This is a genomic window from Streptomyces sp. DI166, assembly GCF_900091315.1.
GTDB classification, from domain to species: domain Bacteria; phylum Actinomycetota; class Actinomycetes; order Streptomycetales; family Streptomycetaceae; genus Streptomyces; species Streptomyces fuscus.
The window spans coordinates 1-15,353 of record NZ_FLSP01000056.1 but is presented as its reverse complement, the minus strand read 5'-3'; the positions used below and the strand labels follow the sequence as shown (position 1 = coordinate 15,353).

General features: G+C 67.2%; 12 protein-coding genes and 1 tRNA gene. 2 read left to right on the top strand and 11 right to left on the bottom strand.

Annotated features, from left to right (window positions below; translation table 11 throughout):
• Positions 1–15: 15 nt before the first annotated feature.
• The gene (locus GA0115233_RS24960) at positions 16–1,827 is read right to left on the bottom strand and encodes a bifunctional metallophosphatase/5'-nucleotidase (protein ID WP_093722537.1); all 1,812 of its coding nucleotides are present in this window, start codon (positions 1,825–1,827) and stop codon (positions 16–18) included.
• 362 nt (positions 1,828–2,189) lie between these two features.
• On the opposite strand from GA0115233_RS24960, the gene pyk reads away from it, so the two are divergent.
• Complete coding sequence (gene pyk / locus GA0115233_RS24955; protein ID WP_093722536.1) at positions 2,190–3,626, top strand: pyruvate kinase; 1,437 nt, start codon at positions 2,190–2,192, stop codon at positions 3,624–3,626.
• Between the two features lie 3 nt (positions 3,627–3,629).
• On the opposite strand, the gene GA0115233_RS24950 is transcribed toward pyk, so the two are convergent.
• Complete coding sequence (locus tag GA0115233_RS24950; RefSeq protein WP_093722535.1) at positions 3,630–4,409, bottom strand: hypothetical protein; 780 nt, start codon at positions 4,407–4,409, stop codon at positions 3,630–3,632.
• A gap of 105 nt (positions 4,410–4,514) precedes the next feature.
• A tRNA-Leu gene (locus tag GA0115233_RS24945) sits at positions 4,515–4,587 on the bottom strand.
• 104 nt (positions 4,588–4,691) lie between these two features.
• On the opposite strand from GA0115233_RS24945, the gene GA0115233_RS24940 reads away from it, so the two are divergent.
• Positions 4,692–5,348: an ANTAR domain-containing response regulator gene (locus tag GA0115233_RS24940; protein ID WP_093722534.1), complete on the top strand. Its 657-nt coding sequence runs from the start codon at positions 4,692–4,694 to the stop codon at positions 5,346–5,348.
• A gap of 73 nt (positions 5,349–5,421) precedes the next feature.
• Here GA0115233_RS24940 and GA0115233_RS24935 read toward each other — a convergent pair whose 3' ends face one another.
• The 8 genes from GA0115233_RS24935 to GA0115233_RS24900 all read right to left on the bottom strand — a co-directional run bounded on the left by GA0115233_RS24935 (position 5,422) and on the right by GA0115233_RS24900 (position 15,016).
• Positions 5,422–6,138 (bottom strand): ABC transporter ATP-binding protein, encoded by a 717-nt coding sequence (locus GA0115233_RS24935; protein WP_093722533.1) that lies wholly within the window; start codon positions 6,136–6,138, stop codon positions 5,422–5,424.
• Positions 6,135–7,064, bottom strand: a complete 930-nt coding sequence (locus GA0115233_RS24930) for an ABC transporter ATP-binding protein (protein WP_093722532.1) — start codon at positions 7,062–7,064, stop codon at positions 6,135–6,137. The genes GA0115233_RS24935 and GA0115233_RS24930 overlap by 4 nt, the downstream gene beginning before the upstream one ends.
• Before the next feature lie 6 nt (positions 7,065–7,070).
• Entirely contained in the window at positions 7,071–8,879 is a 1,809-nt protein-coding gene (locus tag GA0115233_RS24925; RefSeq protein ID WP_093722566.1) for a branched-chain amino acid ABC transporter permease, read from the bottom strand.
• Between the two features lie 5 nt (positions 8,880–8,884).
• A complete protein-coding gene (locus GA0115233_RS24920; protein ID WP_093722531.1) occupies positions 8,885–9,814 on the bottom strand; it encodes a branched-chain amino acid ABC transporter permease in 930 nt (309 codons plus the stop codon).
• Positions 9,815–9,968: 154 nt separating this feature from the next.
• Positions 9,969–11,198, bottom strand: coding sequence for a branched-chain amino acid ABC transporter substrate-binding protein (locus GA0115233_RS24915; protein ID WP_093722530.1), 1,230 nt, complete (start codon positions 11,196–11,198; stop codon positions 9,969–9,971).
• 226 nt (positions 11,199–11,424) lie between these two features.
• The gene (locus GA0115233_RS24910) at positions 11,425–12,102 is read right to left on the bottom strand and encodes a hypothetical protein (RefSeq protein WP_093722529.1); all 678 of its coding nucleotides are present in this window, start codon (positions 12,100–12,102) and stop codon (positions 11,425–11,427) included.
• Positions 12,103–12,188: 86 nt separating this feature from the next.
• Positions 12,189–12,677, bottom strand: coding sequence for a PaaI family thioesterase (locus GA0115233_RS24905; RefSeq protein WP_093722528.1), 489 nt, complete (start codon positions 12,675–12,677; stop codon positions 12,189–12,191).
• A gap of 59 nt (positions 12,678–12,736) precedes the next feature.
• Positions 12,737–15,016: an FdhF/YdeP family oxidoreductase gene (locus tag GA0115233_RS24900; protein ID WP_093722527.1), complete on the bottom strand. Its 2,280-nt coding sequence runs from the start codon at positions 15,014–15,016 to the stop codon at positions 12,737–12,739.
• Between the last annotated feature and the right edge of the window lie 337 nt (positions 15,017–15,353).

Here is a 15,353-nt window from a genome sequence, read left to right as displayed (position 1 = left end):
GGCCGACCCAGGCCGCTAGAAGACCGGCGTACCGTCCCGCGTCAGCTTCCAGTCCACCGACGAGAAGTCCTTCGGGTCCAGCACACCCTTCGCCGTGACCCACTCCGCGATCCGCGTACGGATCTCCGTCGACTCCGACCACAGCTCCGGCGCCGAAGCCACATGCGGGAACGCGCCACCGCCATTGGCACGGTAGTTGTTCACCGCGAACACGAACTTCTGCGCGTCGTCCAGCGCGGCACCGCCAAAAGTGAGGTTCTTGATCCGCGACCCCACCGGCTGGGCGATGTCGATGTCGTACGACAGACCCGAGACATAGTCGTAGTTGTAGTCCGGACGGCCGTTCGCGTTCGTCAGCTTCTCCACGTCCACCGGCGCCCCGGCCGCCGTCTGCACGAAGTACTCCGCCGAGTACTCCAGGTACGCCCGCACCTGCGCACCCGTCATCAGCTTCGCGACCAGGGTGTTGTCGTACACGTACAGGCTCGACAGATCCCGGATGGTCACCTCGCCCGCCGGGATCTCCGACGTCCGCGAGAACGGCGACGCCTGCGAAATCACCGGCAGCTCCACATACTCGGTACCCACCAACGCCGCCTTGACCACGTCCTCCTGCACCTTGGTGATCAGGTCGATGATCGGGGCGTCCTTGTACCGGGCGTCCACCGTGGTCAGCGTCGCCGTCGCGGTACCCACCACCTGGTTGACGTACTCCACCACCAAGGCGTGCTCGTCCTTCAGCAGCTTGGTGATCCTCGGGTCGTCCGGCACCGTCTTCGAGTCCAGCACGCTCGCCGCCACCGACTCCACCGACCAGCGGCCCCTGCTGAAGATCAGGTCGATGTCGAACAGCGACAGCCGCTGCGCGAAGCAGAGCGGCTCCGACAGCACGACCGTCTTCCCGGTCTTCTCGTTCGTCACCTTCAACTCGGCGATCTCCGTGTGCGCGTGGCCCACCAGGATCGCGTCGATCCCCGGCACCTGCTGCGCGACCAGCGCGGCCGAGTTCTCCACATACGGCAGCTGGTCACCGTAGGAGGAGGTACCGGAGGAGCCGGAGTGCGCCGACACGATCACCACGTCGGCGCCCATCGACCGCAGCTTGGGCACCCACTTCGCGGCCTGCTCCTCAAGGCCCGGGAAGGTCATCCTGCCCTGAACGTACGCCTTGTCCCAGATCGCGATGCCCGGGTTCGTGAGCCCGAGCACGGCCACCTTGACCGGCGGGGCACCCTTCGGCCGGAACGTCTTCATGAAGTACGGCGGAAAGGCGGGCCGAAGCGTCTTCGCGTCCAGCGCGTTCGCACCGAGCAGCGGGAAGTCGCACTGCTCCTCGAACTTGCGCAGCGTCTCGATGCCGTAATTGAACTCGTGGTTGCCGAGCGCCACCGCGTCGTACCCGATGGCGTTCATCGCCTGCGCCATCGGGTGCACCGGACCACCCGGAGCGGTGATCGGGTCGACCTTCGCGTAGTAGTACGTCAGCGGGGTGCCCTGAATCGTGTCACCGGCGTCGATCAGCAGCGTGTTGCCGCGGCCCCGCTCCTTGCGGATCCGGTCGACCAGCGTGGCGACCCGAGCCAGGCCCTTCGCGTTGCCCTTGGCGTCCGTGTACTCCGCGTCCTTGAAGTAGTCCCAGTTGAAGATGTTGCCGTGCAGGTCGGTGGTGCCCATGACCGTCAGGGAGTACCGCTTGGCCGGCTTCGGACGCTTGCCCTTGGCGGCCTCGGCCGCCTCTGCGGAGGGCGCCGCCACCGCGCCGGCCAGAGCGACCCCCGCTCCGGTCACGGCCGACTTCTTCAGGAACTTCCGACGGTTCAGGGGCATGCGGATCTCCTCCGGATGGTTCGTGACGCGCGTAGATCACGAGTCGAGACCCGCGCCGACGCGCGTAGATTCTGACCCGTACACGGCGACCCGCAACAGGCTCCGGAGGTTTCGATCTGGTGTCCAAACCTATGAGTTGACGCGTTTACAACCCGCCAAGCAGTGACGGAGCGGGACGTATCACCACGCCCACCACCCCTCCCGCGCCGCCACCACGGCAGTAGACCGATTCCGCACCCATTCCGCTCATCGGAGCGACCCGGCGCACAATTCACCACCGGCCAACAACCCTTCATTCAAAGGTTGTTGCCCCGTCACCCAGACCCAATTCCCTACCCATCGGTAAGCCCTAGGGTCGAAACATGCGCCGAGCAAAAATCGTCTGCACCCTGGGCCCAGCCACCGACTCCTACGACCGGATCAAAGAACTGGTCGACGCCGGAATGGACATCGCCCGCTTCAACCTCAGCCACGGCACACACGCCGAACACGAGGAGCGCTACCGGCGTGTACGCAAGGCGTCCGACGAGACCGGCCGCAGCGTCGGACTCCTCGCCGACCTTCAAGGCCCGAAGATCCGCCTCGGCCGCTTCACCGAAGGACCCGTACTCCTCGAACGCGGCGACACCTTCACCATCACCGTGGAAGAGGGCACCGAGGGCGACCGCGAAAGCTGCGGCACAACCTACAAGGGCCTCGCCACCGACGTCACCCCCGGCGAACGCATCCTCGTCGACGACGGCAAGGTCTGCCTCGAAGTCACCGCCATCGACGGACCCCGCGTCCGCACCACGGTCGTCGAAGGCGGCATGGTCTCCGACCACAAGGGCCTCAACCTCCCCGGCGTCGCAGTCTCCGTCCCCGCCCTCTCCGAGAAGGACGAGGAAGACCTGCGCTGGGCCCTCCACACCGGCTTCGACATCATCGCCCTCTCCTTCGTCCGCAGCGGCAAGGACATCGAAGACGTCCACCGGATCATGGACGAGGAGGGGCGCCGCCTGCCCGTCATCGCCAAGGTCGAGAAACCGCAAGCCGTCGAGAACATCGACGACATCGTCGCCGCCTTCGACGGCATCATGGTCGCCCGCGGCGACCTCGGCGTCGAAATGCCCCTGGAACAGGTACCCATCGTCCAAAAACGCGCCATCAAACTCGCCAAGCGCAACGCCAAGCCCGTCATCGTCGCCACCCAAATGCTCGACTCGATGATCGATAACTCCCGCCCCACCCGAGCCGAAGCCAGCGACGTCGCCAACGCCGTCATCGACGGCACCGACGCCGTGATGCTCTCCGGCGAGACCAGCGTCGGCAAATACGCCATCGAAACCGTACGCACCATGGCCAAGATCGTCGAAGCCGCCGAGGAAGACCTCCTTGCCCAAGGCCTGCCGCCCCTCACCGAGCGCAACAAACCCCGCACCCAGGGCGGCGCCGTCGCCCGCGCCGCCGCCGAAATCGGCGACTTCCTCGGCGCCACCTACCTGGTCGCGTTCACCGAGTCCGGAGACACCGCCCGCCGACTGTCCCGCTACCGCTCACCGATCCCACTGCTCGCCTTCACCCCGGAAGCCTCCACCCGCTCCCAGCTCAGCCTCACCTGGGGAACGGAAACCTTCCTCGGCCCCCACGTCGACTCCACCGACGCCATGGTCGCCCAGGTCGACGACCTGCTCCTCAAACACGGCCGCTGCCGCAAGGGCGACACGGTGATCATCACCGCCGGCTCACCCCCGGGCGTCCCCGGAGCCACCAACATGGTCCGCGTCCACCACATCGGGGAGGACGACAGCCCGAGGTAGGGGTCAGTACTTGGGGCCTACGTGTTCGTCCATGAGGGCCACGGAGGCTTTGCGGGCGACGGAGATGTTGTACGGGTTGCCGTTCCGTGTGCAGTGCGTCCACTCGATGCCGAGACTGTCCAAGGTGTCTGTGTAGAGCTGACGGATGTCGTCGGACACGTTGGTGAAAAAGTAGCGGGGGTATTCGTAGCGCTTGTGCTCACCTTGGACGATGCGCGTCGTCCAGTTAGTAGTGCGACAGCCGTCGGAGTGGATGAGACCGCGAACGAATTCCCAGGGGTGAGCGTCGACGATCTCCCGCTGCCAGGATTCGAGCACGATGCGGCGCTCGTGCTTCTTGCCGGGGCCGTGCTGCGGGAACATGCAGATCCAATGCTTGGTGTACGACTTCACCTCGACGCAGCCCGGCTTGTGGCGATGCTGAATGCTTGGGGTCGGCATCACCTTGCGCATCGCGTCCGCAGCGGCGGCAATCAGACCTGTCTGCGTGGCGTTGCAATAGACAGACAGGTGGTGCTGCTTGCGCTTCGAGATGATGTGGCCGTCACCCAGGTAGAGGCCAAGCAGGTAGGCATACGAGACTGTGTCGAACTCGCGGCCCGTGCATCTGGGACAGTCCGTGGGCTCCGTGTACGCCTCGCCACGCATCCTGCGATCTTCGCTGCGCCACCAACCGATAGTTCCTCGCGGGATGTTGAGCTGCTCCGCGACCGTGCGATTCGGAACGCCCTGGCGCATAAGTGCGACCGCTTGAGCGCGAATCGAAGGGCTGTGCTGTTCCATACAGTCACTCTGTGAGAGTGATCACGACGGTGCACAGCAAAAAGCGGATGTTCACGAGAACGTGGACATCCGCTTTGTGGGTCAACCTTCAAATTGAAGGAAAAGTGCCCCGGGTGGGATTCGAACCCACGCTGTCGGTGGTTTGAGCACCGTGTCTCTCCCGCTGGACTACCGGGGCCTCCTGTAAAACCAAGGTTAGCAATCACCCGCAGTGCACCCACCATACCGTAGCTAGGTACTCTCTTGGGAGCAGCACCCCTGCCCCTGAACGAGGAGCCCTTCGTGACCGCCCCCGAGTCGCCCCAGCCCGTTGAAGCGCCCGACGACGACAAGGCGCATGTGCCTCCGTTGACGACCCGTGTCGTCATTGCCGAGGACGAGGCGCTGATTCGGCTGGATCTCAAAGAGATGCTGGAGGAGGAGGGGTACTCGGTTGTCGGGGAGGCGGGTGATGGTGAGCAGGCCATCGAGCTGGCCCGGGAGCACCGGCCCGATCTCGTGATCCTCGATGTGAAGATGCCGAAGCTGGATGGTATCTCCGCGGCGGAGAAGATCGCCGAGGAGCGTATCGCTCCGGTGTTGATGCTGACGGCTTTCTCGCAGCGTGATCTGGTGGAGCGGGCCCGGGATGCGGGTGCCATGGCTTACTTGGTGAAGCCGTTCAGCAAGAGTGATGTGGTGCCGGCGATTGAGATGGCCGTGTCCCGGTTCACGGAGCTGAAGGAGTTGGAGAACGAGGTCGCCGACCTCACCCAGCGTCTGGAGACCCGCAAGCTGGTTGACCGGGCGAAGTCGATTCTGCAGACGGAGTACGGTCTGACCGAGCCGGCGGCGTTCCGGTGGATTCAGAAGACGTCGATGGATCGTCGGATGTCGATGCAGCAGGTCGCGGAGGCCGTGATTCAGGATGCCGAGGAGAAGAAGGCGGCCAAGGGCTGATCTTCCCTGATCGTACGGCCGAGGCCCGCACTCCCTTCCGGGGGTGCGGGCCTCGGTCGTACTGCGGTGGGTGTCAGTCCTCGCCGAGGTAGGCCTTGCGGACGGACTCGTCGTGGAGGAGGTCCTGGCCGGTGCCGGACAGGACGATGTTGCCGACCTCCATGACGTGGCCCTGGTCGGCGAGGGAGAGCGCCGCTTGGGCGTTCTGCTCGACGAGCAGGATGGTGGTGCCCTGTGACTTCAGCTCGGCGATGGTCGCCATGATCTTCTGCATCATGATCGGCGAGAGGCCCATGGAGGGTTCGTCGAGCATGAGCAGCTTCGGCTGGGACATCAGTGCGCGGCCCATGGCCAGCATTTGCTGTTCACCGCCGGAGAGGGTGCCGGCCGCCTGGTTGCGGCGTTCTCCGAGGATGGGGAACAGGTCGTATGCCTTCTGGATGTCCTTTTCGATGCCTTCCTTGTCCTTGCGGAGGAAGGCGCCGAGCTGGAGGTTCTCGAAGATGGTCAGCCGGGGGAAGATGTGCCGTCCCTCGGGGGAGTGGGCCAGTCCCAGCGAGACGATCTTGTGGGCGGGTACGCCGGTGAGTGGCTTGCCGTCGAAGGTGATCTTTCCCGCGGTGGGCTTGAGCAGACCGGACAGGGTGCGCAGGGTCGTCGTCTTGCCGGCGCCGTTGGTGCCGATCAGGGTGACGACCTGGCCTGCTTCCACGCTGAAGGAGATGCCCTTGACGGCTTCGATCTTGCCGTAGGAGACGCGGAGGTCCTCGACCTCAAGCAGTGCGGTCACTGGGCTTCTCCTTTGGTGCTGGTGGTGCTCTCCTCCTCGGCCGGGGCGTCGGCCGGAGCCTCGTCCTCGGTCTTGGTCACCGAGGTTTTGGCTGGCCCGGTCTCGGCCTTGGCGGCTTCGGCTTCGGCGACCTCGGCGGCCTCTTCCTCGCCGGGCGCGCCCTCGAAGGGCTCGCCGAGGTAGGCGGCGACGACGCGCTCGTCGGCCTGGACGACCTCGGCGGTGCCCTCGACGAGCTTTTCGCCCTGGACGAGGACGGCGACGCGGTCGCTGAGGTTGAAGACGAAGCGCATGTCGTGCTCGATGAGGAGGACGGCGATGCCTTGGTCCCGGATGGCGAAGACCAGTTCCTCCGTGGCCCGTGTTTCCTGCGGGTTCATTCCGGCGGTCGGCTCGTCGAGGAGGAGCAGGCCGGGGTCGGAGGCGAGGGCGCGGGCGATTTCGAGCTTGCGCTGTTCACCGTAGGGGAGGTTGCGGGCGAGGTGGTCGCGCTTGTGGGCGAGGCCGACGAACTCCAGGAGTTCCATGGCCCGTTCCTCGCTGGCCTTTTCCGCCTTCTTGAAGCCGGGGCCGCGCAGGAGTGCCGACCAGAGGCCTTCCTTGGTCCGCGTGTGACGGCCGACGAGGACGTTCTCCAGGACGGTCATGTTGGCGAACAGGCGGATGTTCTGGAAGGTACGGGCGATGCCCGCCTTGGTCACCAGGTGCGGCTTGGGCGGCAGCACCGTGCCCTTGTAGGAGACTGTGCCCTCGGTGGGGACGTACAGGCCTGTGAGGCAGTTGAAGAAGGTGGTCTTGCCGGCGCCGTTGGGGCCGATGAGGCCGACGATTTCGCCGGAGTTCACCGTGAAGTCCACTGAGCGGACGGCGGTCAGGCCGCCGAAGCGCATGGTGACGCCACGGGCTTCGAGTACAGGTGTCGTCATGGTTCGTTACGCCCCTGCCTTGGTGACGGCCGGTTCGTCGGTCAGCGTCGCTTGTTCTGGTACGTCGAGTTGCCCGGTCTCGTGGAATTCGAGCTGCTGGCGGCGGTTGGCGATGATGCCTTCCGGGCGGAAGCGCATCAGCAGGACCAGCGCGATGCCGAAGGCGAGCAGGGACTTGTCCTGGAGGAAGTTGAGCTTCTCCGGGAGCAGGTACAGCAGCGCGGCGCCGAGCAGCGGGCCGGCGACGGTGCCCATGCCGCCGAGGACGACGGCCGCGAGGAGGAACGCGGAGTTGGGCGGTGTGGATCCGGCGAACTGGTAGGGCGTCGGGACCACGGAGTAGGTGACGTGGGCGCTGACGGTGCCGGCGAGGCCGGCGAGGGCCGCGCCGAGTGCGAAGGCGATGAGCTTGACCCGGAAGCCGTTGATGCCCATGGCGGTGGCGGCGGTCTCGTCCTCGCGGATGGCGATCCAGGAGCGGCCGATGCGGGAGTCCGCGGCGCGTGTGTAGACGAGGACCACGATGGCCATGATGAGGACCATCAGCAGGTAGTAGTTGGCGAACCGGCCGAGGGTGAAGCCGGCGATGTCGTGGGATTCGCCCAGGTTGAACCCGAAGAAGCTCAGGTCCGGGATGGACGGGATGCCGTTGGGGCCGTTGGTGATGTCCGGGCCGGAGTCGCCGTCCATGTTGTTGACGGCGATGCGGAAGATCTCACCGAAGCCGAGGGTGACGATGGCGAGGTAGTCGCCGCGCAGTCGCAGGGTTGGGGCGCCGATGAGGACGCCGAAGACCAGTGAGGCGGCGGCGCCGGTGAGCGCGGAGGCCCAGAACGGGAACTGTACGCCGGAGAACCGGGAGAACTCGGAGCCGGAGACCAGGGCGGCGGTGTAGGCGCCGACGCCGAGGAAGGCGACGTATCCGAGGTCGAGCAGGCCGGCGAGGCCGACGACGATGTTCAGACCGAGGGCGACCGTGCCGAAGATCAGGATGTTGACGCCGATGTTGGCGTAGTGGTCGTCGGTCTGGGTGAAGGGGAACGCGATGGCGGCGGCGAAGCCCATGGCGAGGGTGAAGCTGCGGTTGTGGGCGACGATCCGGGAGAAGGTGTCGAGCATGCCCGCGGTGTGCAGGGCCCACAGTGAGAAGGTGACCAGGATCAGGTAGCCGACGAACAGCTCGCCGTATTCGGTGTCGATGCCGTAGGTGAAGACGGCGAGGCCGATGATCGTGACGATCGTGATGATCGCCCGTTCGACCCAGGGCGCGATGGCCTTCGGGGCGGGGAATCGGTCGGGCTTGGCGACGTACTTCTTGAGGTTGTCCTTGAGGTCGTCGCCGAGTGGCTCGGGCAGCGCGAGGGCGCCGAGTACGGGGATCAGGGAGGCCACGGCCGCGATCCAGCCGCCCGGTTCGAGGTTGACCACGCCGCCGAGTTCGACGGTGATGGCGATGACGGCGAACCAGGTGGTGGCGAAGCCGCCGAGGGCGGCGAGTACCACGGGGGCGTTGTTCTTCGCGGGCAGCAGCCAGCCCAGGCCGCGCACGCCGTACGACGACAGCGTGAACAGGGCGGTGAGGATGCCGGCGACGAAGGTCAGCCACTGGAGGCCGCCGGGGTAGCCGTTGACGGTGAGGTCGCCGGGGAATTCGTCGGTCCAGGTCCAGGCCATGTAGGCGGAGGCGCTGGTGGCGATGCCGCCGGCGAGCAGGAGTGCGCGGGCCGTGGCCAGCGGCAGCGGGAGCAGTCCGCGGGCGGATGGGGCGGCCGCGGTGGCGGTGGTGTCCGTGGTGGTCTTCTGGGTTTCGGTCACGTCGATCACGCCCTGTCCGCGACGCGCTCGCCGAGCAGACCCTGCGGCCTGACGAGGAGCACGAGGATGAGGAGGCAGAAGGCCCAGACGTTGGCCCAGCTCTGACCGCCGAGCTGCTGCATGCCGGGGATCTCGTCGATGTAGGCGGAGGCGAGGGTCTCGGCGACGCCGAGGACCAGACCGCCGAGCATGGCGCCGTAGATGTTGCCGATGCCGCCGAGGACGGCTGCGGTGAAGGCCTTGAGGCCCATCAGGAAGCCCATGCGGTAGTCGATGTTGCCGTACTTCAGGCCGTAGGCGAGGGCGGCGACTGCGGCGAAGAAGCCGCCGATCGCGAAGGCGATCACGATGATGCGGTTGGTGTCGATGCCCATGAGCTGGGCGGTGTCCGGGTCCTGTGCGGTGGCCTGCATGGCGCGGCCGGTGCGGGACTTGCGGACGAAGAAGGCGAGGGCGGCCATGCAGATGATGGCGGCGAGGATGAGGAAGATGTCGGCGTCCTTGATGGTGATGGAGCCGATGTCGTGGGTGGCGTCGAGGCCGGGGAAGGCGATGGCTCGGTCGGCACCGGGGTAGAAGTTACGGACGACTTCCTGGAGTGCCAGGGAGAGGCCGATGGCGGTGATGAGGGGTGCCAGGCGTGGTGCTCCGCGCAGTGGCCGGTAGGCGAAACGTTCCGCGCCGACGGCGATCAGTACGGCCACCAGGCCGCCGCCGATGAGCATGAGCGGGATGGCCACGGTCATCGCCGTGCCGTCGGGGAGGATGTAGAAGTAGACCGTGAAGGCGCCGAAGGCGCCGGTCATGAAGATCTCGCCGTGCGCGAAGTTGATGAGCTGGACGATGCCGTACACCATCGTGTAGCCGATGGCGATCAGCCCGTACATCGAGCCTAGAAGCAGCCCGTTGGCCAGCTGCTGCGGCAGGGTGTTCACCGCATGGCCTCCATGTCGCTGGATGTCGTGTGCACTATTCGCGTGCAGGGGTCTCTAAGCACTGAGCGTGTGCAGGGTCTGGGTGTGGAAACGGGCCGCGCGGTCGGGGTCCCCTCCCGCGCGGCCCGCGTGTTGCTTGACTGGGCTGCCTGGGTCAGCCGAGGTCGGCGGTGCCGGTCTTCACGGCCTTCCACTCACCCTTGGTGACCTGGTAGACGGTCAGCTGCTTGTTGGTGGTGTCGCCGTACTCGTCGAAGGCGACCTTGCCGGTCAGACCCTCGAAGTCCGACTTCTGGACCTCGTCGACGACCTTGGAGCGCAGGTCGTTGATGTCGCTGGGGACCTTGCCGTCGTTGGCGTCGACGACCGCCTTCACGGCCTTGATGATGGCGGTGGTGGCGTCGTAGGCGTAGGTGCCGTAGGCGCCGTAGTCACCCTTGTAGCCCTTGGACTTGTAGGTCTCGATGAAGGTCTTCGCGGCGGGCAGGGTGTCGGCGGGGACACCGATCGCGGTGGCGAGGTCGCCTTCGGTGGCGGCGCCGCCGGCCTCGATGTAGGTGGTGGCGAACATGCCGTCACCGCCGAACAGCGGGATCTTCACCCCGGCGTCCTTCATCTGCTTGGTGAGCAGCGCGGACTCGTCGTACTGGCCACCGTAGTAGAGAACGTCGGCGCCGGAGTTCTTGATCTTGGTGACGAGGGAACCGAAGTCCTTGTCGCCGGTGTTCACGTGGTCGGTCTCGACGACCTTGCCACCGAACTTCTTGAACTGCTCGTTGAAGATCTTCGCCAGACCGGCGCCGTAGGTCTGCTTGTCGTCGACGACGAAGGCCTTCTTCTTCTTCAGACCGTTGAAGGCGTAGTCGGCGGCGAAGCTGCCCTGCAGCTCGTCCGTGGTGGACGTACGGAAGTACGTCTTGAACGGACGCTTCTTGTCGGTCTGCCAGTCCTTGCCCTGAGTCAGCTCGGGGGCGGTGTTGGCGGGGGAGATCTGGACCATGTTGGCAGAGGCGAAGACCTGCTGCATGGTCTGGGCAACGCCCGAGTTGAGCGGGCCAACGGCGCCCACGGCGGTCTTGTCGCCGGTGATCGCGGTGGCGTTGGTCTGACCGGTGGCGGGCTGGGCCTTGTCGTCGTAGGCCTTCAGTTTGAAGGTGACGCCCGGCACGAGCTTCTTCTCGTTCGCCTCGTCGACAGCGATCTGGGAGCCGTACTGCAGGCCCAGGCCGGTGGTGGAGTTCTCGCCCGAGAGCGGGGCGTCCACACCGATGGTGAGGGTGGTGGTCTTGCCGTTGTCGCTGTCGCCGCCGCCGTTGTCGTCTCGGGAGCCGCAGGCGGTGAGGGACAGAGCTCCGGTCGCGAGGACGGAGGTAAGTATCACCAAGGAACGTCGCACAATCAGTCCTTTCCGCAGTCACGCCCGCCCCGGTAGGGGCGGCGGGTGCCGCGCTGGTACCGAACTCCCGATGGAGCGGTGACTGGCGGTGACTCTAAGCCCGGTATGTGCGGATGGGCATCGGCGTGGGCTTCCTTGTGACTTTCTTGTTATGACGTGCTCGGGGGCGGGCAGGGGCGTGGGGCGCTCTCAGCCGTTTTGGCGGAATTTCCCCTCAGTCCGCATTGTGAGAACCTGCACTTCCGGTTGGCCTTGTGCCCGGTCGAGGGGGTATGGGCGCGCAAGCTGCGTGAAGGAGATCGGAAAGGTCCCGCGAGAATGCGCCACCGAAGATGAAACTGTGGCGCTGTATTGCGTGAGTGTTACGCAGCGTTACGTCCAGATAGTGAAATCCCGCATTCAAGGGCAGTTCCGAACAGTCGGATACGGAAATCTGCACCGTGATACGGCGAGTTGCTCCGCCGGGGACGGTGAACTCGTCCTTGGGCACGCTGTGGGCGGCCAGTCCGTCGAAGGGGGTGCCGGTGACCCGCAGGGTGACGTCCGGGCCGCGCAGTACGGACACCCGGAACCGGTAACTTGCCCTGATGTCGGTGGAGTTGATGGTGTCGGCGAGCCCGAGGTAATCCCACCGGGTGACATTGACGGGCCAGGCGGAGAGATCGAGCACCGGCTCGGGTCGGGGGTCCTGGCGGGGTGCGAGGAGCACCGCGCCGACAGCGCCGACGGTCAGCAGCGCCAGCGCCGCGGCCCCTCTGCGTACCCAGCGCGGGCCGCGGCCCCACCATCCCAGGATCCGGTCCCCGAGGCGCGGCCCATCCACCCCGATGACCTCAAAACCCTCGTCGTCATCAGGCCCGTTGACGGGTTCGACGGGACCTATGCCGGCCATGACAGCACGGTAACGCGGGGGAGCGGTGAGTGGGGGTGGTCGTGCCCGCGTAGCTGCGGGCAGCCGACCCACCCCCGCCGAGCCGGTCAGCCGGAAACGCCCACCGGCTCCCCGTCTCCCGGACGCACGTCACGCAGCAGACACGTCAGCCGCGCCGTGCACACCCGCTTGTCGGACTCGTCCGTGATCACGATCTCGTACGTCGCCGTGGACCGCCCCCGGTGCACCGGCGTGGCCACACCCGTCACCAGCCCCGACCGCACCCCCCGGTGGTGCGTGCAGTTCAGGTCCACACCCACCGCGATCTTCGAGGACCCCCCGTGCAGCATCGACCCCACGGACCCCAGCGTCTCCGCCAGCACCGCGGACGCGCCCCCGTGCAGCAGCCCGTACGGCTGGGTGTTCCCCTCCACCGGCATCGTCCCGACGACCCGCTCCGCCGACGCCTCCAGGATCTGCACGCCCATCCGCGTCCCCAGGTGCCCGGCCGAGAACAGTGCCGGAAGATCCACCCCGAGCGCGGCGTACTCGTCGATGACCTCTTGCGGGAACTTCACCTGCTGCTGCTCGCCCATGGGGTGGACTCCGTTCGTCGTCGATCGCTCCAGCGCGCCGCTGGCACCTGAGCAAACGCTCAGTCGGTCGCCGATTGTTCCAGACGTACTACTACGGACTTGCTGGCCGGGGTGTTACTGGTGTCCGCGGTGGCGTCCAGCGGCACCAGCACATTGGTCTCCGGGTAGTACGCCGCCGCGCACCCCCGCGCCGTCGGGTAGGCCACGACCCGGAACCCGGGGGCCCGCCGCTCCACGCCGTCCTTCCATTCGCTGACCAGGTCCACGTACGACCCGTCCGCCACTCCGAGCGCCCGCGCGTCCTCGGGGTTCACCAGGACGACCCGCCGCCCGTTCCTGATCCCCCGGTACCGGTCGTCCAGCCCGTAGATCGTGGTGTTGTACTGGTCGTGCGACCGCAGTGTCTGCAGCAGCAGCCGCCCCTCGGGCAGCTCCGGGTACTCCACCGGCGCCGCCGTGAAGTTGGCCTTGCCGGTGGCGGTCGGGAAGCGCCGTTCGTCGCGCGGGGCGTGCGGCAGGGCGAATCCGCCGGGCTCGGCCACGCGCACGTTGAAGTTCTCGAACCCCGGCACGACCCGCTCGATACGGTCCCGGATCGCCGCGTAGTCCTTCTCGAACTCCTCCCACGGCACCCGGCTCCGCTCGCCGAGCACCCGCCGCGCCAGCCGGCACACGATCGCCGGTTCCGACAGCAGATGCGGGCTGGCGGGCTCCAACCGCCCGCGTGAGGCGTGCACCATGCCCATGGAGTCCTCGACGGTCACGAACTGCTCGCCGCTAGCCTGGAGGTCCCGCTCGGTCCGCCCCAGCGTCGGCAGGATCAGCGCCCGCGCCCCCGTCACCGCGTGCGAGCGGTTCAGCTTGGTCGACACATGCACCGTCAGCCGGGCCCGCCGCATCGCCGCCTCGGTCACCTCCGTGTCGGGCGAGGCGGAGACGAAGTTGCCGCCCATCGCGAAGAACACCTTCGCCTTGTCGTCCCGCATCGCGCGGATCGCCCGTACGACGTCCAGCCCGTGCTCGCGCGGCGGCGCGAACCCGAACTCCTTCTCCAGCGCGTCCAGGAAGGCGGGCGCGGGCCGCTCGAAGATGCCCATCGTCCGGTCGCCCTGCACGTTCGAGTGACCGCGCACCGGGCACACGCCCGCGCCCGGCCGTCCGATGTTGCCGCGCAGCAGAAGGAAGTTGACGATCTCGCGGATGGTCGGCACGGCGTGCTTGTGCTGGGTCAGGCCCATCGCCCAGCAGACGATGGTCCGCTCGGAGTCGAGGACCATCTTCAGCGCCCGCTCGATCACCTCCCGGTCCAGGCCGGTCGCGGCGAGCGTCCCGTCCCAGTCGGCGTCCCGCGCGGCGGCGGCGAACTCCTCGTAACCGTGGGTGTGTTCGCGGACGAACTCCTCGTCGACCGCGCCCTCGGTGTCCAGGATCAGCTTGTTCAGCAGCCGGAACAGCGCCTGGTCGCCGCCGATGCGGATCTGCAGGAACAGATCGGTGAGCGCGGCGCCCTTGAGCATGCCCTGCGGGGTCTGCGGGTTCTTGAACCGCTCCATGCCCGCCTCGGGCAGCGGATTGACGGTGATCACCCTGGCACCGCCCGCCTTGGCCTTCTCCAGCGCGGACAGCATCCGCGGATGGTTCGTCCCCGGGTTCTGCCCGGCCACGATGATCAGATCGGCCTTGTACAGGTCCTCCAGCAGCACACTGCCCTTGCCGACGCCGATCGTCTCGTTCAGCGCAGAGCCCGACGACTCGTGGCACATGTTCGAGCAGTCGGGCAGGTTGTTGGTGCCGAACTCGCGGGCGAACAGCTGGTAGAGGAAGGCGGCCTCGTTGCTGGTGCGGCCCGAGGTGTAGAAGAGGGCCTCGTCCGGCGAGTCCAGCGCCGTCAGCTCCTCGGCGACGATGTCGAAGGCCCGCTCCCAGGTGACAGGCTCGTAGTGCTCGCCGCCCTCGGGCAGGTACATGGGGTGCGTCAGCCGCCCCTGCTGCCCCAGCCAGTACCCGCTGCGGGTCGCCAGGTCCGCGACGGAGTGCGCGGCGAAGAACTCCGGCGTCACCCGGCGCAGCGTCGCCTCCTCGGCGACCGCCTTCGCGCCGTTCTCGCAGAACTCCGCGGTGTGCCGGTGCTCCGGCTCCGGCCAGGCGCAGCCCGGGCAGTCGAAGCCGTCCTTCTGGTTGACGCGCAGCAGGGTCAGCGCGGTCCGCTTCACGCCCATCTGCCGCTGTGCGACGCGCAGGGTGTGGCCGATGGCGGGCAGTCCGGCGGCTGCGTGCTTCGGCTCCGCGACCTGCGGCGCGTCCTGGACGGGATCACCCTTGGGCGGCTTCGACGCCATCGCACGCTCTCCTTACGACTGCGTATGTGAGGTACATCTCCGATCCTCGCACGTGTCACCGACACCGCCTGCCGCCGGGCTCCGGTGCGGGGTGATCCGTCTTCACGCAGATGCCGACGGGCCGGCGGCCGGGGCGGGGCGGGGTGAGCCCGGCAGCGTGGCCGAAGCCCGCGTCGACCCCGGTACGGCTGCCCCGGGCCGGGGCGCCACCTGTCACCGGGCCGGGGCGCCGAGTCGCCCACGCGGGAAGGGGACGTAGGGGTGTCCGCCCACCCCCGACGGACCCGCGGTCGCGCGCGGCGGGAAGGGGACGTGTCGGGGGGTGTCCGCCCGCAGC

Excerpts from the sequence above, each read along its gene's own strand:
- GA0115233_RS24960 (WP_093722537.1), bottom strand. The coding sequence starts at position 1,827 with ATGCCCCTGAACCGTCGGAAGTTCCTGAAGAAGTCGGCCGTGACCGGA.
- pyk (WP_093722536.1), top strand. The coding sequence starts at position 2,190 with ATGCGCCGAGCAAAAATCGTCTGCACCCTGGGCCCAGCCACCGACTCC.
- GA0115233_RS24950 (WP_093722535.1), bottom strand. The coding sequence starts at position 4,409 with ATGGAACAGCACAGCCCTTCGATTCGCGCTCAAGCGGTCGCACTTATG.
- GA0115233_RS24930 (WP_093722532.1), bottom strand. The coding sequence starts at position 7,064 with ATGACGACACCTGTACTCGAAGCCCGTGGCGTCACCATGCGCTTCGGC.
- GA0115233_RS24910 (WP_093722529.1), bottom strand. The coding sequence starts at position 12,102 with ATGGCCGGCATAGGTCCCGTCGAACCCGTCAACGGGCCTGATGACGAC.
- GA0115233_RS24905 (WP_093722528.1), bottom strand. The coding sequence starts at position 12,677 with ATGGGCGAGCAGCAGCAGGTGAAGTTCCCGCAAGAGGTCATCGACGAG.
- GA0115233_RS24900 (WP_093722527.1), bottom strand. The coding sequence starts at position 15,016 with ATGGCGTCGAAGCCGCCCAAGGGTGATCCCGTCCAGGACGCGCCGCAG.